The following is a 25893-nucleotide window of genomic DNA, read 5'->3' on the forward strand; positions in this document are numbered from 1 at the left end:
CCAGCCGAGATTACGACAGCAGCTTGCGACCGTCCTCCTCGATCTTCGCAAGCAGGGCATCGGCCGCGGCCGCGTCCTCGCCCTTGGCAAAGATGTACAGCTTGATCTTGGGCTCGGTGCCGGAGGGACGCACGATGGCCTTGTTGCCGCCCTCGAGGTCGAACTCGAGGACGTTCGCCTTGGGCAGGCCGCTCACGCCCTCGTTGTAGTCCACCACAGCCTCGACCTTGCTGCCCGCGATCTCCTGCGGAGCCTCCTCGCGCAGCGCAGCCATGATGCCGGCCATCTTGGCGTGGCCGTCGGCGCCGGGATAAGCCAGCGCGATCGTCTTGTTGTGGTAGTAGCCGTACTTCTCGTACAGGTCGTGGATGGCATCGGCCAGGTTCTTGCCCTGCAGCTTGTAGTACTGGGCCATCTGGCAGATGAGCAGCGACGCGTTCACAGCGTCCTTATCGCGCACGTGGTCGCCCGTAAGATAGCCGTAGCTCTCCTCAAAGCCAAAGATGAAGCGCTCGACATGCCCCTCGTCGGCGAGGCCGGTGATGATATCGCCGATGTACTTAAAGCCGGTGAGGCAGCGACGCAGCTCAAAGCCGTACTCGGCAGCCAGCGCGTCCACCATGGCGGAGGATACGATGGTGGTCACGGCAACCTTGTCGGTGAGGTCCTCGCCACGCTCGGCGCGCATCTTGCAGATGTAGTCGAGGAGCATGACACCCATCTCGTTGCCGGTGATGAGCTGGTAGTCATCGCCCGCCTTGCAGGCCACGCCCACGCGGTCGGCGTCGGGGTCGGTCGCGAGCAGCAGGTCGGGATGCACCTGCTCGCACATGTCGATGCCCTTCTGCATGGCCTCGCGAATCTCGGGGTTGGGGTACGGGCAGGTGGGGAAGTCCCCATCGGGGTTGGCCTGTTCGGGCACCACGGTGATATCGGTCATGCCGGCGCGCTCGAGCACGGTCGTCACCGGGATGAGGCCGGTACCGTTGAGCGGCGTGTACACCAGCTTGAGCGGAGCCTCGGCCACTTGCTTGTCCGTGAGGTTGGAGACGGACTTGGTAAGCACCGCGTCGTAGTAGGCCACGAGCACGGAGTCGTCGATCCAGTTGATGATGCCGTCCTTGGCGGCCTGCTCAAAGTCGGTGGTCTTCACGCCGTGGAAGGTGTCAGTCTCGGCGATGGCGGCGGAGATGGCGGCCGCCGCCTCGGAGGTGATCTGGCAACCGTCGGGACCATAGGCCTTGTAGCCGTTGTAGGCAGCCGGGTTGTGGGAGGCCGTCATGCAGATACCGCCCGAGCAGTGCAGGTAGCGGGTGGCCCAAGAGAGCGTGGGAACCGGCGAGATCTTGGGGTAGATGTAGGACTTCACGCCGTTGGCAGCCAAAATGGAGGCCGTCACGCGCACGAAGAGGTCGCCCTTGTTGCGGCTATCGCGCGCGATGGCAACGCTCGGGTTCTCGTAGTTTTTCACCAGGTAGTCCGCAAAGCCCTGCGTGGCGCGACCGACGGTGTAGATGTTCATGCGGTTGGTGCCCGCGCCCAGCGTGCCGCGCAGGCCGGCGGTGCCGAACTCAAGGTCCTGGAAGAAGGCATCGGTGATGGCGTCCTCGTCACCGGTATCCTTCATGGCCTTGAGCTCGGCGGCCAGCTGCGGATCCGTGACATTCTCGATCCACGTATCGAGAAGCTTGTTCACATCTTGCATGGATGCACCCTTCCGTTGTTCGATAGGCAGTCCCATGGCGCATGCGCACCATCCATCTGCATGATATGCCATATATAGCACCCTGCGCACATCAACTGCGCCAAGCGGGAGTTTAACCCGGGCGTGTGAACGATGGAACCAGAGACGTTCTTTCCCGCGCGCTCGCAGGCGCGCTAGCGGGCGGCCACGTTGCCGACGGCGCTCTCCGGCACGGCATCGGACACCAGGCGGTGGTCCTTGCCGATGCGGATTGGCCGCGCGCCCAGCTGCTCTACGAAGTCCCGGTGGTGGGTGGAGACCACCACCGTCTTCCCCGCCTTGGCGTAGGACACCAGAAAGGCCGTCACCGCGTCGGCGGAGTCCTCATCCAGCCCGTTGGTGGGCTCGTCGAGCACCAGCACGTCCGGGTTCATAGAGACGATGGCGGCAAGCGTCACACGCTTCTTCTGCCCGCCCGAGAGCCGGTACGGAGCGAGCGGCGCCAGATCGGAGATGTTGAAGAGCGCGAGGGCGTCCGCCACCCGGCGGTCGACCTCCTCCTCGGGAAGTCCCATCTGCGCGGGCCCGAAGGCCGCTTCTTCTTCCACACTCGGGCAGAAGAGCTGGTCGTCGGCGTTCTGAAACACGTAGCCCATGCGCTGGTGCAGGCGCTTAGCGGCCAGCTCGTCCTTGGCAAGCGCCCGGTCCACGCGCTCGCCCTCGAACATGACGGTCCCAGAATCGGCAAACTCCAGCCCGTTCATGATGCGCATAAGCGTGGTCTTGCCGCACCCGTTGGGCCCCAGCAGTGCCACGATCTCGCCGCGGTTCACCGCAAACGACACGTCGTCCACCACGGTAGCATCCCCGTACGCGAAGCTCACGTGCGAGAACTCAATCAGCGGGACCGCGTTCTCAGCTTCCGTCAAACCCATTGCAAACCCCTAACCCAGCAGCAGGTAGCACAGCACGAGTAGCGCGATGCCACCAAGATAGATAATACCCGCGGGCGTCATCACGCGCTCGCGCCGGCAGACATACGTTCCCGTGAACCCGCGGCAGAGCATGGCCTCGTCAAGCGCCTGCCCGCAGGTGTACGCCTTGAGAAACGTGGCGCCCATCACACCCGCCGAGGACGTGGTCTTATCAAAGCGCCCGCGCGTACGGCCCACGCTTCGCAGCACCAGCGCCTCGTTGAGCCGCGTCGCCGAGCGCCCCAGGATCTCGATGTGCTTGAGCGCAAGGTCCAGCGTGAAGATGATCTCATCCGGCAGGTGGAAGAGCTTCAGGCCCGCGATCAGCCGGTTCCAGGGAACCGTCCACGACACCCCAAGCACCAGGGTCACGTTCAGCAGGATCTTGGCGGCGATGCTCACCATGGCGACGGCGCCGTTCACCCAGATGGCGGGGATGGCCAGGACCAGCGCAACGATCGCCGCACCAAACGAAGGAAGCAGCGTGGCCTTGATGCCGGCCGCGGGGCGCAACGCCACCATCACCAGGACCACGCAACCCATGAGCATGAGAAAAACCGGGTTGTGGGCGATCAGCGTCAGGGCGATGCACACCAGCAGGCCGATCAGCCGCAGCGCCGGGGACACGTGCGAGAGCGCTCGGTCGATAGGTGAGACGGGACCGGTGCCGTACGCGAGTGCCGCCGCGCCGCCGCCCATCTTCACGTGGGCGACCATGCTCGTCAGATGCAGCAGGTTTCGGGCCATGAAGCCCGTCTTGTCGTGCTCTGGCCGGTAGTCTTCGCGCTGCGCGAGCCAGGATGGAAGGGTTATATCAGGCTGCGGCATGGCAGAATCGTCGTCCCTGTTTTTCCAAAAGGCGACCCGCCGCCGCGTGATGCGACAGGCGGGTCAGCGAAACTATACGTACCGAACACGGTCTTACGCAGCGTACGTCGTCTTCGAGTTGTCATCCTTCGCGGCCAGAGACACGAGCTTGAAGATGATGGTCAGACTCGCGGCGCCAATCACGCCGGACAGGATGTAGACGGCCGCCTGACCGACAAAGGAGAAGTTGTCGTTCTCGGCCAGCACCTGCATGTAGTCACCTAGCGGCGCGTTATCGGCGTAGGTGGGCGCGTCGAGGCCGACGGACGGCTTGATGCTCGAGTCGCCGTTCTCCTGCACCGCGGTCGCGGCGCCCTCGGCATCCCACTCGCCCCAAGCATCACCAGTGGCAAGCAGGCCCAGCGGCGTGGCCACGATGAGCACGAGGGTCAGCACGATGGTGGGCACGAGCGTCGTCTTCTTGGCCGGGGTGGTAAACACGTCGCCGGCACCCGGTCCAACCACGAGCTCAGACGCCGTGCGCTTGATGAACAGCAGGATGGCGGCACAGGATACACCCTCCACCACGCCGGCGACCAGCATGTGCGGGATCACCATGGCCGGGATGGAAACGGAGAGCGGGAAGGGGCAGAACAGCGGATTGCCCGCAGCATCGTGGAAGAGCGCGGGCTGGATGCCGAACTCGATGGACGCGCAGAGCGCCGCGACGCAGATGCCCACCCAGCCGCCGACGGCCGCGGAGATGGCGAAGCCGGTCGCGTTCTTCGGCAGGTGGGAGCGCAGGCCGTTGAACACCAACACGCTCAGGAAGGGCAGGACGAACGCCATGTTGAAGCAGTTGGCGCCGAAGGAGAGGATACCGCCGTCGCCGAACAGCAGAGCCTGGATGGCCAACGCGACCGAGACAGCGATACACGCGGCTTCCGGCCCCAGGAGCAGGGCGATGAGCGAGCCGCCGACCGCGTGGCCCGTGGTGCCACCGGGCAGCGGCACGTTGAACATCATGAGCAGAAAGGAGAAGGCAGCGCAGATGCCCAGGAAGGACAGGTGCTTGCGGTCGAGGGTCTTCCGGACGGTGCGGACCGAGTGGACCCAGACCGGCACCATGGCAACGGCCATCACGGCGTCCGTCTGCGGCGAGAGGTAGTTATCTGGAATGTGCATGCGCGTCAGCTCCCAACTGCACGCGCCCCGCTTACCACGCGGGACGATCCGAACAATGCTCGTTGCGTGAGGTGAGGGCTCGAAGGCGATACAGGTCGCGCAGCTGTGGAGATGTTACTCCGATTGGAATTCGTGCTATTGCCGATTGTCGCGGAAATAGATTCGTAACATATTCCTTAGCATCGTAACATGATGTGAGAGTTGGACGTGCGAGGTCGGCAGGACTGGCGGGCGGTGCCACCGGTGGATACCGCCGCCATCATGCTACAATGCTGCACGCGCACCGTTAGCTCAATTGGCAGAGCAGGGGACTTTTAATCCCAAGGTTCAGGGTTCGATTCCCTGACGGTGCACCATCCGGAAACCGAAAGAGGGGCGCCGCGGCGCCCCTCTTTTTTTCGATTATGCTATTGCCGGCGACGGGCCGGCTGCGGTACGCCCTACTCCCAGCCCCACTGGCCGTTCACGAACACGGGAATCTCCTCGCCATCGGCAGTGATGCCTACGATATCGAGGTCATCCGTTCCGATCATAAAGTCCACGTGCGTGGCGGAATGATTGACATGCGCGGCCTGAAGCTCCGCGGACGTCATGTCGTAGCCGCCCTCCAGGCACTCGGCAAACCCGATACCCAGTGCGAGGTGACAGCTCGCATTCTCGTCGTAGAGGGTGTCGTAGAAGAGAATCTCGCTCTCGCGGATAGGCGTGTTCTTGCTGATGAGCGCAGCCTCGCCCAACCGACGCGCACCTTCATCCGTGTCCAAGATGCTCTGCAGCGTGGCACGGCCCACCTCGGCGTCGAAGTCGACCACGCGACCGGCCTCAAAGCGCAACCAGAACCGGTCGACCCTGTTGCCATGGTGAATGAGCGGCAGCGCGGAGTGCACGATACCGTCCACGCGCGTGCAATCCGGCGAGGTGAACACCTCCTCCGTGGGGATGTTGGGGAAGAACGGATGCCCGTCGGGCGTCTCACCGCGCCCGCCGGCCCAGATGCCGCCCGGATTAAGGCCCACCACCAGGTCCGTTCCATTCTCGCTCGTATAGTGGAGGCGGTCGAAGTGCTTGCCATTCAGGAACCGCAGGTTCTTCTCAAAGGTCGCGTCGTGCAGCTCCCAATCCGCCTCGGGGTCCTCGCCGTCCGCGCGCGCCACGGAAAGGATGGCGCGCCACAGACGATACACCGCCACTTCGTCATCCTCGCAGTCCGGAAACACCTGCCGCGCCCACGCCGCCACCGGCGCGCCGGCAATGCACCACGGGTTGATGTTGAAGTCGAGGCCATGGCGGAATGCGCGGCACTGGGTGTTCTGCGCCTTCGAAGCGGCGGCGGGTTTGGCAGGGTCGATACCCTTCAGCGCCGCAGGGTCCGCACCCTCCACGAAGATGAAGCACGCGCCCGCCTCGGCAAGGGAATCCAGCTGCACGCGTTGCCACTCGGGCGTCTGCTCGAACCAGCTCGCCGCCACGTTCTCGTACGTCAAACGGGAAACGACGTCATCGCCCCAGATAACCGTCACATGCCCCGCGCCCGCTGCGTATGCGCGCGCCACCAGAATGCGGCAGAAGTCCGCACGTTCAACCGGGCACCGAATCACGACCTCCTGGTCACGCTTGACGTTCACGCCCTTGCGAACAATGAGGTCCGCATAGCGCTCGAGCTGCGGCACGAGCTTGCTCATGCCGATTCGGGCATCTTCCCTGGTGATCTTTGCCACGACCATGAAACGGCTTCCCTTCCTGTGGTGACGCGGACTCGCAATCCGCCGGACCCACCTTTTTGCATACGGACAGAACGGGTGGACCACCCGATTCCAAGTGATCCACCCGTCATCGCTCACATCAAGCCATCGCCGCGCGACGAGCTACTTGCGCTTACCGCGCTTACCGGCCTTCTTGGCCTCCTTGTCGGCGCGCTTGGAATCCTCCTTGGAGGCCCCGCGCTCGACCGTGGCGCTGAGCCGTGCCTCGCTCATGCCCTCGGCCTTGGCACGCGCCTCGTTGCGGATGGGACGAATCTTGACGAAGTCGAAGATGAACGCCGCAAAGATAGCAATGTAGGCAATCGCCACCGTGGCATACTCCACCACGGAAAGGGTAGCTGAGGGCTTGTTCCCCGCAAACGAGAACAGGATGAACGCCACAACGATCACGGCAATACCCGCAGCGATGAGAATCATCCAGATCTTGCGATAGCGGTTGTAGTCAAAGTCCTCGCGCATGAGAACGTTTGCAGCCGCAAAAACACGGTCGTCATGCCGGCGAATCTCGGCCTTGCGGGCGCGCTTCTCCTCGCGCGACAGACCGGAAAGGTCCTCGCCGCGCTCAGCCTGCTGGCGCTTGGCCTTGGAATTGGCGGGGACCACGCGGACGGACTCGGCCGCAGTGCGCGCCGGCTTGGCGGAACCGGCGGACTTGCGCATCATGCCGCCCTTGGTCTCACCGCGCAGGCGCTCCTGGGTTCGCTTGTTCTGGGGACTACGGGTGCTCACGTGCCTACTGCTCCTTCTTGCTCTCGAACTTGCTGCCGGTGATGATCTCGAACGCCTCGCGATACCGCGCCGACGTACCCTCGATGACATCCTGGGGCAGCTCGGGCGCCTCGCCCTTGAAGTCCCAGTTGGCCTTCAGCCAGTTGCGCACGAACTGCTTGTCGTAGCTGGGCTGGACCTTGCCCTCCTCATAGGAGTCCGCCGGCCAGAAGCGGCTGGAGTCCGGGGTAAGGCACTCGTCGATGAGCGTGACCTTACCGTCGATGATGCCGAACTCGAACTTGGTGTCGGCGATGATGATGCCGCGGGTCAGCGCGTACTCGGCCGCCGCGGTGTAGATCTTGAGGGAGAGGTCGCGGATTTGTGCGGCAATATCCTCGCCCACGATCTCGGCGCAGCGCTCGTACGAGATGTTCTCGTCATGCTCGCCCAGCGCCGCCTTGGTGGACGGGGTGAAAATCGGCTCGGGAAGCTTGGAAGCCTCGACCAGGCCCTCGGGGAGCTTGATGCCGCACACGGTGCGATCCTGGTCGTAGGTCTTCTTGCCGGAACCGGTCAGGTAACCGCGCACGATGCACTCGATGGGGATGGTCTTGGCCTTCTTCACCAGCATGGAACGGCCGGCCAGGTAGCTCGCGTACTTCTGGAACTCCTCGGGATAGTCGGCCGTGTCGCACGAGATGAGGTGGTTGGGCACCAGGTCGGCGAACTTGTGGAACCAGAACTCGGAGATGCGGTTCAGCACCTCGCCCTTGAAGGGAATCTCATCCGGCAGGATGTAGTCGAAAGCCGAGATGCGGTCGGATGCCACCATCAGCAGGGCGTCACCCGTATCGTAGATATCGCGGACCTTGCCATGCGAATCGGGACGAAGCTCCATCTGTGCCACTGGTGACCAGCTCCTTTGCGGTCGATGTTGCAGGTTGCAACCTCGTATTGTATCCCATACGCGTACCGCGCGCGGCGCAAAGGGTCGGCTTGACGCAGAGGCCATCGGCAAAGGGAGGGCGTTTCACGTGAATCAGATGCTGCCCGCTTCAGGTACTGCCCGCTGGCAGATCTAATCCTCCGCCTGCTCGCGCGGCAGGTGGATGGTGAATGTGGTGCCATGTCCCAGCTCGGACTCAACGGAGATGAAGCCGTGATGGCGCTCGACGATACCCTTGGTGACCGCCAGGCCCACGCCCAGACCCCCGGCCTCGCGCGCACGGCTCGCATCTGCCCGCCAGAAGCGCCCGAAAATCCGCGACAGGTCTTCCTTGGCGATGCCGATGCCCGTATCGGATACCTTAATCAGCACGTTCTTGCGATCCGCCTCAACGGACACGAGCACCCAGCCATCTTCCGGCGTGTAGCGCATGGCGTTCGACATGATGTTGATCATCGCCTGGGTGATCATATCGGGATCGATCTCGGCGGTGGCACCGCGCCCCTGCGTCTCATCCGTAAAGCGAAGATGCAGGTCGCGGTCGTGGAACAGCTGATGCTGGCTCGACACGATAGTGCGGGCGAGCGATACCACGTCCACGCGCTCGATGCTCATGGGAGCCGTCTTGTTCTCCATGCGCGAGAGGTCGAGCATCTGCTGCACCAAGCGCGCCAGGCGCCGCGTCTCAGAGGCGACCGTCTCCAGATGGTCGGAGTCCGTGGGGTACACGCCATCCTGCATGGCCTCCACCGTGGCAAGCATGGCCATGAGCGGCGTGCGCAGCTCATGCGCAACGTCCGAGGTCAAACGACGTTCGTGCTTGAGGTCTTTCTCCAGGCTCTGCGTCATCTCATCGAAGGTCTCGCCAAGCTGATCGATCTCGTCGTCGCCCTTCATGCCCGTGCGTGCCGTTAGATCTCCGTCGCGAATCTGCTTGGCGGTGGAGGTAATGCGGCGAATGGGATTCGTGAGCATGCGGCTCACCAAAAAGCCGATGACGAGCGAAATGATGACGGCCACCAGCGCGGAGATAGCCATGGCGTTGAAGGTCTTGCCGCGAAACGCGGTGTCCGCCTTGGTGAGCAGGGCGTCCGAGCCCAAAACCCACATGCGCAGGGTGCCGATCTCCTTGCCATCCGAGGTGGTGATGGCGCGGCTCACGGCCTCCACCGGATCCGTGGGCGCCTTGGACGCAAGCGCATGCGCGCCGGAATCCGCGCTCGAGTACGCCGGAGCGCCCGAGGTATCGGTCGAGCCGGAATCTGCCGGGATAACCGAGCTCTCCTCCGTGGACGTTCCCGCAGCATCCGAAGCGGCGGAGCCACCCGAGACCGAAGCGTCCTCGGTGGAACCCGCGGGCTCGCTCTGGGCCTTTTCCTCGCGGCGAATCTCGGCGGCAACCGAGGCCGCCGGCCAGGTGTCGTCGTAGAGAATCGTGCCATCGGCATCCAGCACCTGCATGCCGATATCGTCAGAAACGGAGGACGAGCTGGCAACGTTGGCTAAAAAGGAAATCGACCAGCCGCCCCGCTCCTCATAGCCCGCGGACAGGCGCTCCGAGGTGAGCCGTGCGATTTCTTCCACGTTCGCACGCGTGTACTCCGAGAACGCGCCGCCCCAGACCACGGTCACCACCGACACCAAGATGGCGACGGTCAGCAGCGAGGTGAGCGCGAACGAAAAGGCCATCCGCGACCCGTACGTCGTAGCGGGGCGAACGTCCGCACGTGGCGTATTCCAGCTCGCACGGGACGAACCGTCCTCTTTCTTATGCTTCTGGCCTATGACGAACTGAGCCGGCAGCATGGGTTGTTACTTGGCCTGGACGTCCTCGGCCGGCTTGGCCGGGGCCTCAAAACGGTAGCCGACGCCATGAACGGTGTAGAGCCACTTGGGATGCTTGGGGTCGTCGCCCAGCTTGGCACGCAGGTTCTTCACGTGGCTGTCGATGGTGCGCTCGTAGCCCTCGAAGTCGTAACCGAGCACCTTCTCCACGAGTTCCATGCGGTTGTACACGCGACCCGGATGACGCGCGAGCGTGGTGAGCAGCTTGAACTCGGACGCGGTGAGGTCCACTTCCTTGCCCTCCACGAGGATCTTGTGCCCGGAGATGTCGATGACCAGATCACCGAAGTCGAGCACCTCAACCTGGGGCTCATCAGCCAGATGAGTGCGGCGGAACAGCGCGCGCACGCGAGCGACGAGCTCGCGCGGGGAGAACGGCTTGATCAGATAGTCGTCCGCGCCGAGCTCCAGACCGATGATGCGGTCCTCAACCTCGCCCTTGGCGGTCAGCATGATGATGGGCACATCGGAGGTATCGCGAATGGCGCGGCAGACGCGCTCGCCGGAAAGCTTGGGAAGCATGAGGTCGAGCACGATGAGGTCGAACTGGTGCTTTTCGAATTCCTCAACCGCGGACTGGCCGTCGCCAACGCCCACGACCCAGTAGCCCTCGCGCTCAAGGTAGGCCGCGACGGCATCGCGAATGGCCTTCTCGTCCTCGACGAGCAGAATCTTGCGTGCATCTGAAGCCATGGTGGCCTCCTTGTCCTAAATGCCCATAGTTCAACCTATTTTAGCGCAGGCCGTATCTTCGTTTCTACCCAACCTGCCACCGGGTTAACCGCGGCCCGCCCCTACAACGATATCAAGCGGGCGAGCACGTGAGACGGTTTGCCCTTGTCGTCGCGCACCGTCGCAAACACGAGTGCCGTGGAGCACGCACCCTCGCTGGCGGTAAAGTCCCCCAGTCCCAAGCTTCGATCGGGTGACGAGATCCCCTGGTATTTCTGCGAATCCGTATCTATAGCGTAATGAGCGGACTGTGTCTTGATCAGATAGTGCGAGCCGTTGAACGCCACCTGGGCCGCCGGCTCGCGCGAGAAGTACACGTACGGGCCGCCCGAACTCCCCAAAAAGGTTCCCATATTGCCTAAGCTGCCCGCCGATTCGTACGCCGCCTCGATGGAGAACGCAAACTGCGACCCGGTGTAGACCGCCTCGAACGGCTTGACCGAGGAAGGCAGCACCAGTTGTGCCAGTTGGGAATAGTTGCTGCTCGTGAGGTCGAGCGCGGTGATGCCGTAGTAGGTTCCCTCCGACACGCGCACGCGCGGCGTGATGGCGAGCGTCCCGTCGGACACGCGCGGATGCGTGGCGAAGCGCCCCTTGGACTCCCACACCGACGAGCCCTTGCTGTCGCCAACCTTCCAAACGAGGCAATTCGACGCCTCGGAGCTCTTCGAGCCCTTCGCCATGGGCATCTTCTGCCAAACGACCATGGTCCCCGTACAGCTGAATTGCGGCGGCTCCCAGTTGGCGTCCCCGCTGTCGAGCTCCGCAGCCGCACCCGAGATCGCTCCGTTCCCGAAGGGCTGCGCAAGAAGCACCCAGTCGAGCGTGCGGTAGTTCATCTCGATCCAAGCCATGACGCCCGTGCCGAGCCGCACGTCATGGAAACCGTACGCCGAGCCCTTGGTCGGGGCACTCATGAGCGTGGTGAGCGATCCGGCCGAGAGCGAGAACGCGCCAATCGTGTTGGGATGCAGCGCGGACTCAGGCGCCATCATGGCCGCAGCCCATGCTCCCTCGCTATGCCAGAGCAGCGTCCCCAGGGGAAGCGTCCAGCCATCGGAGATGGTCAGGCCCAGGTCGCCCGACTTGTAATCGCCGTCGAGCACGTTCACCACCTGCGAGCTGTCGGTCACCACCTGGGGCTCGCCCTCCGACTTCGACTGCGTCCCCGAGCAGCCCGAAAGCGCCGTTGCCGCAGCAGCCGCCCCGGCAACGGCGACGGTTCCCGCCGCGAGCTTTCGGCGCGTTACCCCTCCGGCGCGGTCAAAGAGGTCGCGGATACTCATGCCCGGGTCGTCCGAGCGTCAGAAACCGCCTGCTCAAGCGCGTGCGCCAGCTGATCAGCGCACGACGTCGAGCGCGGACCGCACGTGTTGCCGCGCAGGATGTCGCAGACATGCTCCACTGGCTGCCCCTCTACCAGCTTTGAGATCGCCTTGAGGTTGCCATTGCAGCCACCTGTGAACTCAACGTGCTCGATGGTCCTACCGGTGTCATCCAGCTCGACATGGATATTTCTCGCACATACGCCACGCGGCGTGAAATCTGTCTCGATCACGGTACCCCCTCATCTTGTCGCACACCATTATATATTGGTGCGCGTGCAATCCGGATTTCCACACGGCGACCTCGACCGCCGATGTGTCACGACCCTCTGGCACCCCACCCGCCCCTGCCTCTGCTCATCGAACGTACCGCAAAGGCCCAAAACAACCCGTATACTATCCTGTTTTTTGGCCGTTCGGGTACGCTCGATTTGTACCCCTCTTAATCCCGACTTCGCGCGATAATGATTACCCGCGCAAAGGAGGCCATCATGGGAGGATGGGCCGCAACCGAAGCAGCTATCGACCTTCAATTTCAGAAGGCCGAGCAGCAAGGAGTCTGCCTGGTCTCGAGCTCCCGTTCCCTGCGGCGGGCGCTCGCCGCCAGGGCCAGCGAAGACATGCTGATCAGCCCGCTCCCCGGCATGTTTGCGCGGCCAGCCTATTGGAACGCCCTGTCTCGGCCTGAGAAGCTTCTACTGGTTGTTCGGACCGACGCCTTGCTGCATCCAACATGGGTTTTCTCCCATGCAACCGCCGCCTTCGTCCTCGGACTCGACGTTTCCTACAACCTCATCTGGCCCATCAACTTCCTCACCGATAATCCGGGAGGCGGAAAGCACCCTCCCCACCACAAGCACCATCGCACGGGCTTCAACGCCTTTATTGAAAAAGGCAGTATCAAGACAACCGATGTCCTGCAGACCGTCATCGACTGCGCGCGGACATATCCCTTTGGCCATGCCCTTGCGATAGCCGACTCCGCGCTCCACCAAGGGCTCATCGCCAAAGATGATCTTGAAGCCGGTCTTGCGTGGTTTGGCGGAAAGCGGGGTATTCGGGCCGCCCGACGCGTCGTATCCCTGGCGGATGAACGACCGGATTCTGGAGGTGAATCCATGGTCCGCGCCCTCATGATGGAACTCAGCCTTCCCCAACCGATCCTTCAGGCACCCGTTCCCAATCTTGAGCATCCCGAGCTCGTTTACCGCGTCGACTTCCTCTTCCGTCCCGAGGGGCTCGCCCCGGTCGCGTTCGAGCTCGATGGTCTCGAGAAATACGAGAGCATCCAGATGACCAAAGGTCGCACCGCAGTTCGCATCATGGCAGAGGAGCGACAACGCGAGGCCGCTATCACGGCCAGTGGCATCCGCGTCGCCCGTCTTGGATTCCGCCAAGCCATGAAACCGCGCCTCCTCCTGGCCAAGCTCGCGGCCTACGGCGTGGTCCCTACCTCATAGTCCGTACGCTCGAGCGTACCGCAAAGGCCAAAAACAGCCCGTATACTATCCTGGTTTTTGGCCGTTCGGGTACGCTCGCGCAACATAGGCAAGGAGCATCAGCCGCGCCGACGCCGGCGCCGGCGCCGGCACTCCATAGCCGCTACAGCAACCCGCCAACAAAAAGCGGGACGACCCAAAGGCCGCCCCGCTCGCTGCTGGCTTCCTGCTACCAGGTGCTACTCAGCAGCCTGGAAGTTCTTCGGCGTCGTCCAGCCGTCGGGCACGCCGCCCTGCTGGCCGTCGCCCAGATCCTGCATCGTCCAGCCCTCGGGCAGGCTGCCCTCGCCCTCCCAGGCGCCAACCTGGTGGCAACCGGCGCAGGTGAAGACGGACTGGTCGTGCATGCGGTGGCAGCTGTTGCACTGCTGCACGCCATGGTGGGTGCTGTGCGGGTCGAACGACCAGTCCTTCGTGGAGGACTCAGTCGCGCCCGGCATCACGCCGGCACCGGTGTGGCAACCGCTCTGCAGGCAGAACTCGTTCGTGAAGGTGACCTTCTTGAACGGCATGTCGTACGTGCCGGAAAGCTGCATCTGCACCTCGTGCAGCATCTGGGGCAGCGTGGCCTCATGGCAACCAAGGCACTGGTTGTTCGCAGCGGCCTTGTGCTTGTACGCGAGCGTCGTGGTGTCGTTCACGAAGCTGTTGTAGTACTTGCCCATGGTGCTGTGGCAGATGGTATCGCAGCACTCCGGGGTGGCATGCCAGGCCCAGCCGGCAACGCCCACCACCGTCACAACGCACACGAGGGCGATGATGATCGGAAGGCGCTTCTTCTTCCAATCGATCTTCTTCTTCGGAGTTGCCTCGGCCGTAGCCTCGGTGCTCTCCTTGATCTCGTCAGCCATTGTCTACTCCTCTCGAGATCTCTAGGCGTTGAGCGCCGGGTTGTCGCCGCAGTACTTCTCGAGGATGTGATCGTACTTGCGCGTACGGTCTTCGTACTTGGCGCCGCCTTCGGTCAGCAGGCCGAGCTTCTCGAGGTCCTTGGCCTGATCGGTCAGACCCAGATCCTCCAGGCACTCCTTGGTGGGGCAGCCGAGCTTCTCGTCGTAACCGAAGCGCTTGTAGAGCATGGTCAGGGCCTTCTTGAAGTCCTTGTGCTCCATCTTGTCCGTACCAGGGGTGAAGGGCGCGATGTCCGGGTCCTTGCTGAACGGCCACTCGGTGATGACGTCGTGGACGCCGCGCATGTCGTTGCAGCCCTTCTTGCCATCCTTGTCGGTCATGCCGCGGACGGTGTTGCAGCGCTGCAGCGTCATGATGCGCTCGCCGGCCTTGTACAGGTCGTCGATCGTGACCTCGATACCGGTCACCGCGGTGTAGAACTGGGCCTCGAGGTCCAGGTCGCCACGGTAGCTGCGCTCCTTGGCGGGGGCCATGGTCATCGGCCACACCCAGTTGCACAGGGTGAGGGAGTCGTGCAGGACATCGGTAACCAGGCACCACCAGGCGAACTCGGCCTTGGCCTCGTTCATCGGGGTATAGTTCTTGTCCGGGTCAACCGCATCGGCGCTGCCCCAGACCTCCTTGGCCATGTCCTTCTTAAGCTCGATGGGCAGGCCGCAGCCCTGGAAGTTCACCGCGGAGTGAATCATGTCGTCGCGGTTGAACCACATGTTGTACAGGCCGCCCACCTGGCTGAAGCACTCGATGGCGTGGTGCACGGGCCAGCCGCGGTAGTTGATCAGGCAGCTGCGCTTGTCGTCGAACCACTCCATGTCGTTCCAGTGATCCTTGTCGCACCACACGAACGGACCGTGACCGAGCCACGCGATGGGCTTGTTGTCGGTGTCGTTGGAGGCGATGTCGGAGAGGATCTTGATGAACGGCGTGGCGTCGCCGGCCATGATCTTGTCGAAGCCGTACTCGGGGAACTGGTCGCCCAGCTCGCGCTCCAGGATGCCGTCCACATAGGTGTGGGCGATATCGCGGTAGAGCTGAGCGTAGTTGCACCACAGACCGAGGTCATCCACGGTGGCCTGGATGAGCAGGTTGTACACCACGGACTGCTCGGTAAGCTTACCGCTTTCGTCGGTGGTGCCGGGGACCTTCATCATGCCCTGCATGTACGCGGAGAACGGGAAGTTGGGCACGCAGGTGTTGCCCATGGACTCGTAACCCGTCTTCTCAAGCACGACGGGGTGCTTGACCTGGGCGTAGCAGCGCACGGGGCAGCCGTGGCAACCGGCCATCTTGACGGTGTACTTCTCAGCCTCGGGGCCGAGGTCCTTGGTGGACTTCATGCAGCGATAGCCCATGGTGTTCGGCTCGAACGGCTTGGGCTCGCCGGTCTCGATGGGACCGCCCTCGGCGGCAGCCCAGTAGAGGCCCTTCTTGGAGGTCCAACGCGAACCCTTGTCGTAGTACTCGGCCCAGGACTGCTGGGTGCTCGGCACGACGTGGTTGTTGTTGGAACCCAGGACCTGAGCGATCATGTAGTCGGACAGGTCGGCGACCATCTGCGGGTTCTTGACGTTGACCGGCTTGGTGCCGCGCACGACCACGGCCTTGACCTTCTTGGAGCCGAGCACCGCGCCCAGACCGGCGCCCGCGGAGTGCGAACGGGTGTTGATGACGCAGGCGTAGGGCAGCAGGTTCTCACCGGCGGGGCCGATAGCGGCAACGCAGCAATCCAGGCCGTGCTTCTTGCACAGGGCCTCGGTGGTCTCACGCGTACCCTTGCCCCACACGGCGGAGGCGTCCTCGATCGAGACCTTGTCGTCATCGATCAGGATGTAGACCGGGCTGTCGGCCTTGCCCTCGATGATCAGGCCGTCGTGGCCCGAGAACTTGAGCTTGGCGCCCAGCTGACCGCCGCAGTGGCAGTCGACGACCAGGTGGTCCTTGGTGTAGGTGGACAGCGTCGCCCAGGTGGAGCGGCCACCCAGAGGCACGCCGGAACCGGTCAGAGGACCGACTGCGAGAACCGCCTTGTTCTCCTCGTCCATCCAGTCCGTGCCGGCGGGCACCTCGTCGTACATGATCTTGTTCGCGAAGCCCATGCCACCGATGTAATCCTTCTGCATATCGGTGTCGTCGACCTCGGTGATGTCACCCGTGCTCAGGTTGACGCGAGCGATCTGACCCGCCCAACCGTACGTGGTTTCTGCCATTTACCTCTCCTCCCCTACGCGATCTTGCCGCCGGCGATGAAGTCCTGCTTCTCGGTGACGAGCTGCTCGGGGTTCGCCTGGCGGGTCGGGCCGGAGGAGTGGTTGACGTTCTCCCACTTGACAAGCTCGAGCGCGCCGTTCGGGCACTGGTCTGCGCAGCGACCGCAGGCGATGCACTTGGTGGACTTCTTCGTAACGGTGTTGACGACGGGCATGTGCCACGGGCAGGCAGCGACGCAGGTGCCGCAACCCACGCACTTGTCCGGGTCCACGGAACGGACGCCGTTGTCATCCGTGAGGATGGCAGCCTGCGGGCACGAGGTCTGGCACAGTGCGGTGGTGCACATGTGGCAGGTACGGACCATCCACTCCATAGAGTAGTAGATGCCGTCGCCCGAGCCGAGCTCCGAACCATAATAGAAGCCGTCGTTCACGTGGATACGAGCAGCTGCGGGCTGCGACACGCCGTCGTTCTTGAGCGTGCAGCTCATCTCGCAGCGCTGGCAGCCGGTGCACCTCGCACGGTTCACCTTCAGCACGTGGGACGGGGTCGCGTAGTAGTCGACCTTGCCCTTCGAGCTGGTGGGAGCCGCCGCGGCGGAGTCGGGCAGCAGCCCGAGAGCCACCATGCTGGCGACGAACGCGCTCGAGACCTTCACGAACCCGCGACGGGTAAAGAAGGTGTCGAGGCGATCCGCGCCGGAGCCGACATGCTCCAAAGCGGTGTTCTCTTTCATAGTTCCCTCCCCTTGCATTGCTTCGCGACGAGTCTTGGGATGACTCGCCGTACCGATGGATCGGCGCGCAGGCGGCACGCACCGAATACTCCACGAGCTATTGTGGGACACGGCGCGGGGAGTTCGTCCCCTCCTTGTGGGTAACTTTGTTCCTTATCGCGTTTCCACAGCTCAGACGTGTCACCTATAACAGGGTACCCTTCTCTTTTGAGCTGCAAGGCTTGTCGGTGCTACACTGTCGGGCGTCGAATCGAGAGGGGTCCCCATGCTTTCTGAGCGTTTGCTCTCCAAAACCATCGGCGCCGGCGCCGTCCAGCTCTTCCGCTCCAAGACCGAGACCGCGGACATGCTTCCTGCGCCCAAAGATGGCCATACGTACATGCTCTACGTACACATCCCGTTCTGCGATGTGCTATGCCCATATTGCTCGTTCACACGCTTCCCGTTTAAGGAGGAGCTCGGCCGCCGCTACTTCAAAGCCTTGCGCCAGGAACTGAAGGCCATCCACGATCTGGGCTACCAGCCGCCCTCGGCATACATCGGCGGCGGCACGCCCACCATCATGATGGATGAGCTGGAGCGCACCATCGACTACATGCGCGAACTGTTCCCCACTATCACCGAGGTCTCCAGCGAGACCAACCCGCCGCACCTGGACCGCGAGCGCCTGGAGCGCCTCTCCCACATGGTGCAGCGCTTCTCGGTGGGCGTGCAGAGCTTCGACAACACGCTGCTCAAGCGCATGGACCGCTACAACAAGTACGGCAGCGCCGAGGAGATCGTAGAGCGCATCCAGAACGTTCACGACATGTTCCAGACGTTCAACGTGGACATGATCTTCAACTTCCCCGGCCAGACGCCTGAGATGATCTTGCATGACATCGAGGTCTTCAAGACCACCGGCGCCAACCAGATCACCTACTACCCGCTCATGGCCTCGCCGGGCTCCGAGAAGCTCATGCAGACCTGCTTCCACGGCCAGGTGGACTACGTGCGCGAGCGCGAGCTCTACAACACCATCTTCGACACCATGACGGCACCGGAGGAGCAGGGCGGTGCCGGCTTCTACGCCACCGACGTCTACACCTTCGCCAAGGACAAGAACGCCATGATCGACGAGTACGTGGTCGACTACGGCGAATTCGTTGCGGCCGGTTGCGGCGGCTACTCCTTCATGGGCAGCGAAATCTACAACAACGACTCCTCGCTCGACGGCTATTGCCGTCGCATCGAGGAAGGCCATATGAGCGTGGCGAACAAGATCGACATGGGCCGCGCCAACGAGAAGCGCTACCGCATGGGCCGCGAGCTCTTCGGCCTGCGCCTGGACAACCAGGCCTGGCGCCGCGACTACGGCAAGTACATCCAGTACGACATGCCGGTTGAGTACGGCTACCTGGCCGCAAACGGCGCCTTCGACAAGAACAACGCCGACGAGCTCACCCTCACGCGCAAGGGCCGCTACCTGGTGCTCGTGATGATGCGCCAGATCTTCATCGGCATGAACACCGAACGCGACCGTCTACGCACTCTGCTGCCGGATGAGGAGCGCACCTGGTTCGCGAATTCCGCCGCCAAGCAGGTTGCCGCCGCGAAAGCCGCCGACGCGGAGTAACCGCGCAGATCGCGCAGCGTGCTACGGCCACGCGTAGCGACTGGTTAAGAAAGGGCCCGGCTCGATTCAGCGCACAGCGAATCGAGCCGGGCCCTTGTTGTAGAGCGTGGAAACGGGTGGCTAGATCTCGCCGACCTCGCGCATCTCCTGATCCACGCGTTCGTCACGCAGCGAGCAATTCTCGGTGAGCAGACAGTCCACGCACATATTCTGGCAGGTCACGCGCTCGTTGAGCTGCGCCAGGTTGTAGCCCTTCACACGGAGGAAAAAGTCGCCCACCAGGGCTTTGATGGCCTCCACGGCAAAGAGCAGGGTGTAAGCGCGGCCGTTGGGCACGCCGTCCACCGCGTCCGAGACCGTCTTCTGGTCGATTTCCAGCGCTTCGTCGATAGTCATCCCCGGCAGCATCTGCGAGATCGCGGCGGCACATGCGATGGCCGCCAGGCATCCGTGGCTCCGGAAACCCACCGCCCCAAAGGTCTCCGTCTCGGGATCGATGACGGCGAAGAGCTGCATCTGCACCGTGCCGCGCTTCTCGCGCCCCACGCTGCAGAAAGCGTTGGCACCATCCGGAATACCGGAGTTGCGGGCATCGGCAATCAGGTCGAGCGACTTCTCCGAATACTCGGTAATCGGAGCGTCGTTCTCGATCTGGTACATATCGGGCGTGCGAAGGAACGGCGTGTCCTCCTTGAGATGAACGCGCGCCATAAATCTCCCCTCTCATTCAATGGCGGCGGGTGCAGGGGTGGGCGGTTTCGTCGGCTTCGTCAAACGAACGTGGCCGCACCCCGTTCCCGGTTATGGATTGGCAAGCTTCTCGACCTCGTACCACTCGGCAAGCGAGCGCGCCTGGGCCGCGCTCAGGTACAACGTTGAGTAGAAATGCACCTTACCATTGCTCGAGGAGCAGCGCTCGATGTCCTTGAAGGCCCCATCAGCTTGAACCTGCTCGAAGAGCTTGAGCGTCTTAGCCGGATCCCACAGGTAGGGCGGGTTCATGAACTGGTCGATCGCCACCGGGCGCGGATAGGTGCGCGACTCGCTCCGCACCACGTCAACGAACGTGGCCAGTTCGTCATCCTCCGTGGTGAGGAAGAGGGCATGCGCGAAGCTGTGCGAGAGCAGCGGCTTGGAGTAGAGGTAGGTGCCCTTCTTGCCGTACAGCAGGACCACATCGGACACGTCGAGCGCGGGCAGAAGCTCGTCCTCGTCAATCTCCTGGCCCTCAAGCTGCACGTCGAGCGGCTTGGGCGCCTCCATGCGGCCGATGGCGGGCGTGTCCTCGGCGTGCGGGGACGCCTCGATGAACTCGAGCAGGCCCTCAGCGAAGTCATCGACAGACATGCCCGCGGGTGCCACCGCGAGCTTCTTCCAGCGGGCAGGCGTGGTGAGCTTGCCCTCGTAGCTCCGCTGACGCATATCGGTGAGCGCTGCGTCCCGCGCGCGGGTGAGGGCGTTCGCAGCGTGAATCTCCGCCCGCTCCTCGTCTGTGAGCTCGGGTTTGGCAGCCGCCTCTCCTTCCACGGCACCGACATCGGACTCGGGCTCATCCGCTATCGACACGGCCTGGTCCTCCTCGACAACGGGCGCTTCTTCGTCCGCCGTCGATGTGCTCTTGTCTGCCATGCTCTCCCCCTTTGCATTCATACGTTTTGCGTAGGTCTCGATTCTGTGTCCACAGTGTAGTACAAGGTATACTAACGTATCACCTAGTTGAGGGTACGGACGACAAAAGGGGAGGTAGAAGCATGGGCGATGCTTTGGATAGGCGATCCGGCGCAGGCGCGGACGCTCCCGAGGCATCAGGCGCCGACCCCACCATGCCACCCCTTACCCTCGAGAACTACGGCATCTTGCTTCCCTCTATCACCGGCCTCGCTATGGCTTCCACGGCCTCGAATATCATCGTTCAGCAGGCGCACGCCACCACCGGCATCTCCACCTTTGGCGGATGGGCGATGGTCGCCGCCTGCATCCCCGTCGGCGCGCTCTTCATCGCAACGCTCGTAGTCAAGCGCTTCTCCAAGCGGGCCATCTCGCTTTCCGTCTTCCTTTCCATTCATCTGGCGGGTCTCTCGGCCCTAGCGCTCGCCTTTGCCGACCTTACCCAAGCGAGTTTCCCTACTGCCGCGGAGCTGCTCTTTCAGGGGGCGATTGCGCTGGGCGCGGTGATCGTGCAGTTCTACTGGCTCCGCAAGCTGCGCGGCACCTCGGCCCAAGCCGTCGTGATGGTAGTGTTCTCGGCGCTTGCCATCTCCGAGCTGCTCACCTTTATCTGTTCCCTCGCGCCGCTGCCGACACGTCTCGCTTTCTCCGTGGCGCTCATGTTCATGCAATTCGCCGCGGTGAACCGCTCCCGCAAACTCGGTGTGCCGAGCGACCAATTCCCCGCCGTCTCTGAAAGCTACTTTGGGACCGACGAAAACCGTTTCTCCAACCGCAGCTTTCTGGCGGTTGCCGCCATGGGCGTGTGGTTCATCTCCATCCCGCTCGGCATGGGACGCGGCTTCCCTGCTGGACCGGCCATCTACCTCGACGTGCTGCCGCGCGGCCTTGTGCTCGCCTGCGTCTGCGTGGTCTCTGCGCTCTGGGTTCGCTTTGCCCTGGCCTCGCGCATGTGGGCGCTCACCACGAGCATCTGGGTGATGATGCAGCTGCTGCTTGGCGCGGGCGCCATCTGTTTTGCCGCATGGCCTGTCAACGCCAGCATGGGAGGCGCATTCTTCATGGCCGCAGCGCTCGTGCTGCAGGCGTTTATCTGGTACATGACCGTGGCCTTTACCAGCTTTGGCTGGCGCGACCCGTACTACTACGCCAGCGCCGCGTGGCTCGCCATGAACCTGCTTGCCATCCTCGGCATGCGCGTCGACTCGCTGCTGACCGCCATGTTCCCCACGAATACCGGCGTGATTATCGCCATCATGAGCTTCTTCGTGCTGATCGGCGCGCAGGTTGTCTTCACCCGACTCCTTGCCTCGCCCTCGGAGGAACAAGCCGCTGCCCAGGCTGCGGCGCAAGCTACCTCGGGTGCTGGTACCGAGGGCACCCCGACGGAGGAGGTGCACCACGAGCCGCTTATGGGCATGCTCGCCATCTCTCCCCAGGAGAACATTTCTATGAGCAGCAAGACCCCGGACGTGCACATCGCCCAGTCCGTTATGGAGATGGGCCGGCTCTTCGGCCTTACCGGACGCGAGGTCGAGGTACTCACCCTCTACGCGCTGGGCCACACCCAGGCCCGCGTAAGCGAGGAGCTGCAGCTCTCCACGAACACCGTGCACACGCACATCAAGCGCATCTATGAGAAGACCGACCTGCATTCGCGCCAAGAGATCCTCGACTACATCACCAAGTACGGACGATAGCGCCCTTGGGGTGGTTGGGAGCCGGCTTCCCACCACCGCCCCAAGGCGGTTGCTAAGCGGATTTGCCACTATCGGGCTTTTGCTAAGCAGATTTGCCACTATCGGGCTTTTGCTAAGCGGATTTGCCACGAAGACCCTGTTTTCGAGGCTTTGCTGGCAGGTTTGCTTAGCAACCTCCTGTTACTGGAAGATGTGCTTAGCAACCGCCCCCTCCTGCCGACAGGTTTGCTTAGCAGCGTCCCTTTAGCGGCCGATCAACTGAGCGACGTGCCCCGGGGTGCAGTCCAACGGAGGCCAGAAGGTGCTCCAACCATCCCGGTGCTACCAAATCGTGAAAGGTAAAGCGCAGCACCGGAAAGCCGAGAAGCGTCAAGTGCGATTCCCGCTGTCGTTCATCGATGAGCTTACGGGCCTCAAGTCCGTTCGCAAGCACGCCGCCTCGACCGTACTTACCGAGTCCATCGAACTCCCCGATGACTTTGTCCACCTTGTTACCAGCCCTTTTGATCTTCCAGAAGAAGTCAACCCGATACACCCGGTGCCGGTCAACCGGATCCCTGAGTTCGACCTGCAATTCCGGCAGCTCATATCCATTTTCTATCAGATAGGCTCGGACGCGAGATTCCCCGCCGTTCTCCGCGCGCGGGTCGACCCACTCCGCCGTATGAAGCGCCCCCGCTCGACCGTGACGACGAATCGTCTCCTTCATGACCCGACTCACGAACTCATCCCGGTCCAACCCCTGCAGGCGAGCTGCTGAATCGGCAACTGCCAAGGCTTCTGAAAAAGGTGCGGTCAGCAGGCAGTCGCATACCGTGCGCCAGAACGGCGTAACCATCATTCCCTGTGCGCACTCCGCTTCGACATTCCGGTACGAATGGAAGCTGACGGGGTGTTCGGGCATCCTTCCGGCATGCCCGGGCGCTTGAACGTGAATGGAATGAAGCAGGGAATACGGAACGTCAAGGCCGTGAATCAACGCAGCGCTCGAACCGCAGAAGATCCAGGCTGGATGCCTCTCGGCGAGACCTCTCATTACGCCGAGCATCCGCTCTTCTGCGGGAAGCGTCTGCCAGCGCGAGCGACGCGCAAAGACCCCGGGTACCGGCTCAACGATTTCATCCTTGCAGAGACGCTGCAAGACTCGTCGGTCAGCGGAAGATGCCGGCGCTAAACAGCCTCCTTGTTTCTCCGACTCATTGAGGAGAAGCTCCGCTCGCGCGCGTGCTGCAGTTTGTCGTCCCTCCATATGCGCAACCTCCTTTTTGAAGATTACGCTAGCTCAGACCCCTTGTTTTCGCTCCCCGAGAAGGTGAGCGGTCTTAATGGAATCTGACAGGGATTACGATTTTTCTTCCACGGAACTCACGGTAAACACGACGCCGCCGCTCCAATGCGCGCCATTCTCGCCGACGCTCCGAAGAACAGCCGGCCCGTCCATACAATCGACATGAGCGGTTATGGAGAGACCAAGCAGGTCAGCCGTTCGCCGAACCGCCCCATGCTCTTTATATGATGAGCACGGGGCGGGTCCGGTATCACCGCCAACGCGGGGGGCATCGAGCCGCGTTGCGTTGCAAAGCAGATCTTCCACCACCAGTCTTTTGCTAAGCATATCTGCCGGCAAGACCCCGGAAACGAGGGTTTCGTGGCAAAGATGCTTAGCAAATTCCTCTTGGTGGACGCTTTGCTTAGCAACCGGGGCTCCGGACGCTTTGCTTAGCAACGACCTCGCCATCGGAAGCAGACTGGGCCAACGGCCAAGGAGTTAGAACTCCAGCTGCTCCAGGCGGTCGAACACCGTGTCGATGCGGGTGAGGAAGTCCCAGGGGTCAAAGATCTCGTCCAGCTTCTCAGCCGGAATGGTGCAGCGCGGATCGGCCTCGAGCTTCTCCTTGAGGGTCGTGCCCGGCTCGCACTGCTGCACCTCGCGCCAGGTGGCCATGGCGTTCTCCTGCACGATCTTGTAGGCGTCCTCGCGCGTGATGCCCGTGTCCACGAGTGCCAGCAGCACCTTAGACGAGAACACCAGACCGCGCGTCTTGTTGAGGTTGGCCTCCATCTGCTTGGGATAGAGGATCAGCCCGTCGATCACGCGCAGCAGGCACTGGAACATGTGGTCCAGCGCGATGAAGCTGTCAGCCTGCGCCACACGCTCGGCGGAGGAATGCGAGATGTCGCGCTCGTGCCACAGCGCCACATTGTCGAAGGCAACCTGCGCGTTCGCCTTCACCACGCGGGAGAGGCCGCAGACCTTCTCCATGGTGATGGGGTTGCGCTTGTGCGGCATGGCAGAGCTGCCCTTCTGGCCCTTCTTGAACGGCTCCTCGGCCTCTAGGGTGTCGGTCTTCTGAAGGTTGCGTACCTCGGTAGCGATGCGCTCGCAAGTCGCGGCCGTAGTGGCGAGGACGCCGGCCAGGTAGGCATGGTGGTCGCGGGAGATAACCTGCGTGGACAGCGGGTCGTGCACGAGGCCCAAGTGCTCGCAGACGTACTCCTCCACGAACGGGTCGATGGAACTGTAGGTACCCACCGCGCCGGAAATGGCACCGAAAGCCACATTCTTGCGCGCGTCCACCAGACGGTCGAGGTCGCGCTTGAGTTCCCAGGCCCAGCTGCCGAACTTCATACCAAAGGTCATGGGCTCGGCATGGATGCCGTGCGTGCGGCCGACGCAGAGGGTGTTGCGCTCCTCGAAGGCACGGCGTTTGCAGATCTCGACGAGCTTCTTCACATCTTCGATGATGAGGTCGCAGGCCTGCGTGAGCTGGTAGCAGAGCGCGGTGTCGCCAAGGTCGGAGGAGGTCATGCCGTAGTGGACCCAACGGCTGGGCTTCGGTTCGCCCTCCGGCACCTCGGCATCGATGTAGCTGCCCATGTTGGTAAGGAAGGCGATGACATCGTGGTTGGTCACGGCCTCGATCTCGTCGACCTCGGCCTTGTTGAACTTGGCGTGTTCGCGGATCCAGGCGGCCTCTTCCTTGGTGATGCCACTCTTGCCGAGCTCCGCCTGAGCCTCGCAGGCGAGCACCTCGATCTCCTGCCAGACGGCGTACTTGTTCTCGAGCGAGAAGATGTGACCCATCTCGGGGCGGGTATATCGATCGATCATGCAGGCTCCTTTACGTGGACGCAGGGCAGATAGGTTCATTGTACAAAGATGGGTGCGTTTCACTCAAATTTCCGATGACGGTGCGATGAAACGCGTGCGCACCTGTTGCGCCTTTTCGCACACAAGCGTTGGTGGCCACACAAGCAGGCATGGGCAAGCAACTTTCCTTCCCAGCAGGGTCGGTGCGATAGGCCCGAACGGACCCCGGCGCTGGCCTGGGAGATGAATCCCGAACAGCTTTCCGTGCGAGTTTGGCTCACATTTGGTGCACATTCATGGCGCACATTCCTCGGAAAAGAAAGCAGGTCAGAGGCTTTACCACCTCTGACCTGCTGCTTTTCTTGGAGCGGGTAACGGGACTCGAACCCGCGAATGTCAGCTTGGGAAGCTGATGCCTTACCACTTGGCGATACCCGCATATATCTCGCTGGGCGAACCAGCGCAGCGTTCAGTATACCGTGGGCGTTTTCG

General features: G+C 62.7%; 21 protein-coding genes and 2 tRNA genes. 4 read left to right on the top strand and 19 right to left on the bottom strand.

The annotated features are described in order from the left end of the window. Window positions 1–10 precede the first annotated feature (10 nt). The 4 genes from GDJ97_RS02645 to cbiM all read right to left on the bottom strand — a co-directional run bounded on the left by GDJ97_RS02645 (window position 11) and on the right by cbiM (window position 4650). Window positions 11–1705, bottom strand: coding sequence for a phospho-sugar mutase (locus tag GDJ97_RS02645; RefSeq protein ID WP_152069663.1), 1695 nt, complete (start codon window positions 1703–1705; stop codon window positions 11–13). A 173-nt stretch (window positions 1706–1878) separates the two neighbouring features. Then, on the bottom strand, window positions 1879–2619 hold the full coding sequence (locus tag GDJ97_RS02650) for an energy-coupling factor ABC transporter ATP-binding protein (protein WP_152069664.1): 741 nt from the start codon (window positions 2617–2619) through the stop codon (window positions 1879–1881). Window positions 2620–2628: 9 nt separating this feature from the next. Next, a complete protein-coding gene (locus GDJ97_RS02655; protein ID WP_152069665.1) occupies window positions 2629–3486 on the bottom strand; it encodes an energy-coupling factor transporter transmembrane component T in 858 nt (285 codons plus the stop codon). A gap of 93 nt (window positions 3487–3579) precedes the next feature. After that, complete coding sequence (gene cbiM / locus GDJ97_RS02660; RefSeq protein WP_152069666.1) at window positions 3580–4650, bottom strand: cobalt transporter CbiM; 1071 nt, start codon at window positions 4648–4650, stop codon at window positions 3580–3582. A gap of 280 nt (window positions 4651–4930) precedes the next feature. On the opposite strand from cbiM, the gene GDJ97_RS02665 reads away from it, so the two are divergent. Beyond that, window positions 4931–5006 (top strand) — tRNA-Lys (locus GDJ97_RS02665). Between the two features lie 84 nt (window positions 5007–5090). On the opposite strand, the gene GDJ97_RS02670 is transcribed toward GDJ97_RS02665, so the two are convergent. The 7 genes from GDJ97_RS02670 to GDJ97_RS02700 all read right to left on the bottom strand — a co-directional run bounded on the left by GDJ97_RS02670 (window position 5091) and on the right by GDJ97_RS02700 (window position 12205). After that, window positions 5091–6374, bottom strand: a complete 1284-nt coding sequence (locus tag GDJ97_RS02670) for an aminopeptidase (protein ID WP_152069667.1) — start codon at window positions 6372–6374, stop codon at window positions 5091–5093. A gap of 141 nt (window positions 6375–6515) precedes the next feature. Further along, window positions 6516–7142: a hypothetical protein gene (locus GDJ97_RS02675; RefSeq protein WP_152069668.1), complete on the bottom strand. Its 627-nt coding sequence runs from the start codon at window positions 7140–7142 to the stop codon at window positions 6516–6518. A gap of 4 nt (window positions 7143–7146) precedes the next feature. After that, window positions 7147–8022: a phosphoribosylaminoimidazolesuccinocarboxamide synthase gene (locus tag GDJ97_RS02680; protein WP_152069827.1), complete on the bottom strand. Its 876-nt coding sequence runs from the start codon at window positions 8020–8022 to the stop codon at window positions 7147–7149. Window positions 8023–8202: 180 nt separating this feature from the next. Beyond that, window positions 8203–9759 (bottom strand): ATP-binding protein, encoded by a 1557-nt coding sequence (locus GDJ97_RS02685; protein ID WP_373422654.1) that lies wholly within the window; start codon window positions 9757–9759, stop codon window positions 8203–8205. Between the two features lie 123 nt (window positions 9760–9882). After that, window positions 9883–10608: a response regulator transcription factor gene (locus GDJ97_RS02690; RefSeq protein ID WP_152069670.1), complete on the bottom strand. Its 726-nt coding sequence runs from the start codon at window positions 10606–10608 to the stop codon at window positions 9883–9885. A gap of 101 nt (window positions 10609–10709) precedes the next feature. Beyond that, the gene (locus tag GDJ97_RS02695) at window positions 10710–11933 is read right to left on the bottom strand and encodes a hypothetical protein (protein ID WP_152069671.1); all 1224 of its coding nucleotides are present in this window, start codon (window positions 11931–11933) and stop codon (window positions 10710–10712) included. Further along, the gene (locus tag GDJ97_RS02700; RefSeq protein ID WP_152069672.1) at window positions 11930–12205 is read right to left on the bottom strand and encodes a TIGR03905 family TSCPD domain-containing protein; all 276 of its coding nucleotides are present in this window, start codon (window positions 12203–12205) and stop codon (window positions 11930–11932) included. Before GDJ97_RS02700 ends, GDJ97_RS02695 begins: the two co-directional genes overlap by 4 nt. 258 nt (window positions 12206–12463) lie before the next feature. Here GDJ97_RS02700 and GDJ97_RS02705 point away from each other — a divergent pair, with 258 nt between their 5' ends. Then, window positions 12464–13432: a hypothetical protein gene (locus GDJ97_RS02705; RefSeq protein WP_152069673.1), complete on the top strand. Its 969-nt coding sequence runs from the start codon at window positions 12464–12466 to the stop codon at window positions 13430–13432. A 218-nt stretch (window positions 13433–13650) separates the two neighbouring features. On the opposite strand, the gene GDJ97_RS02710 is transcribed toward GDJ97_RS02705, so the two are convergent. The 3 genes from GDJ97_RS02710 to GDJ97_RS02720 are packed head-to-tail and all read right to left on the bottom strand — an operon-like array spanning window position 13651 to window position 17327. After that, window positions 13651–14322, bottom strand: coding sequence for a cytochrome c3 family protein (locus GDJ97_RS02710; protein WP_152069674.1), 672 nt, complete (start codon window positions 14320–14322; stop codon window positions 13651–13653). A gap of 21 nt (window positions 14323–14343) precedes the next feature. Beyond that, complete coding sequence (locus GDJ97_RS02715; RefSeq protein ID WP_152069675.1) at window positions 14344–16590, bottom strand: aldehyde ferredoxin oxidoreductase; 2247 nt, start codon at window positions 16588–16590, stop codon at window positions 14344–14346. Between the two features lie 14 nt (window positions 16591–16604). Beyond that, complete coding sequence (locus tag GDJ97_RS02720; RefSeq protein ID WP_152069676.1) at window positions 16605–17327, bottom strand: 4Fe-4S binding protein; 723 nt, start codon at window positions 17325–17327, stop codon at window positions 16605–16607. Between the two features lie 265 nt (window positions 17328–17592). On the opposite strand from GDJ97_RS02720, the gene GDJ97_RS02725 reads away from it, so the two are divergent. Next, window positions 17593–18942, top strand: a complete 1350-nt coding sequence (locus GDJ97_RS02725) for a coproporphyrinogen III oxidase family protein (protein ID WP_152069677.1) — start codon at window positions 17593–17595, stop codon at window positions 18940–18942. 120 nt (window positions 18943–19062) lie between these two features. Here the strand turns inward: GDJ97_RS02725 and GDJ97_RS02730 are convergent, their stop codons facing one another. Together GDJ97_RS02730 and GDJ97_RS02735 are read right to left on the bottom strand one after the other, a co-directional pair. Continuing rightward, complete coding sequence (locus tag GDJ97_RS02730; RefSeq protein WP_152069678.1) at window positions 19063–19653, bottom strand: iron-sulfur cluster assembly scaffold protein; 591 nt, start codon at window positions 19651–19653, stop codon at window positions 19063–19065. Between the two features lie 90 nt (window positions 19654–19743). After that, window positions 19744–20571: a hypothetical protein gene (locus GDJ97_RS02735; protein ID WP_152069679.1), complete on the bottom strand. Its 828-nt coding sequence runs from the start codon at window positions 20569–20571 to the stop codon at window positions 19744–19746. A gap of 122 nt (window positions 20572–20693) precedes the next feature. Here GDJ97_RS02735 and GDJ97_RS02740 point away from each other — a divergent pair, with 122 nt between their 5' ends. Then, window positions 20694–22310 (top strand): response regulator transcription factor, encoded by a 1617-nt coding sequence (locus GDJ97_RS02740; protein WP_193221282.1) that lies wholly within the window; start codon window positions 20694–20696, stop codon window positions 22308–22310. Window positions 22311–22539: 229 nt separating this feature from the next. Here GDJ97_RS02740 and GDJ97_RS02745 read toward each other — a convergent pair whose 3' ends face one another. The 3 genes from GDJ97_RS02745 to GDJ97_RS02755 form a co-directional block, all read right to left on the bottom strand. Next, on the bottom strand, window positions 22540–23559 hold the full coding sequence (locus GDJ97_RS02745) for a hypothetical protein (protein ID WP_152069681.1): 1020 nt from the start codon (window positions 23557–23559) through the stop codon (window positions 22540–22542). Between the two features lie 519 nt (window positions 23560–24078). Then, window positions 24079–25422 (bottom strand): adenylosuccinate lyase, encoded by a 1344-nt coding sequence (gene purB, locus GDJ97_RS02750; RefSeq protein WP_152069682.1) that lies wholly within the window; start codon window positions 25420–25422, stop codon window positions 24079–24081. 342 nt (window positions 25423–25764) lie between these two features. Beyond that, window positions 25765–25839, bottom strand: a tRNA-Gly gene (locus tag GDJ97_RS02755). Between the last annotated feature and the right edge of the window lie 54 nt (window positions 25840–25893).

The organism is Collinsella sp. AK_207A, assembly GCF_902501965.1.
Classification (GTDB): Bacteria; Actinomycetota; Coriobacteriia; order Coriobacteriales; family Coriobacteriaceae; genus Collinsella.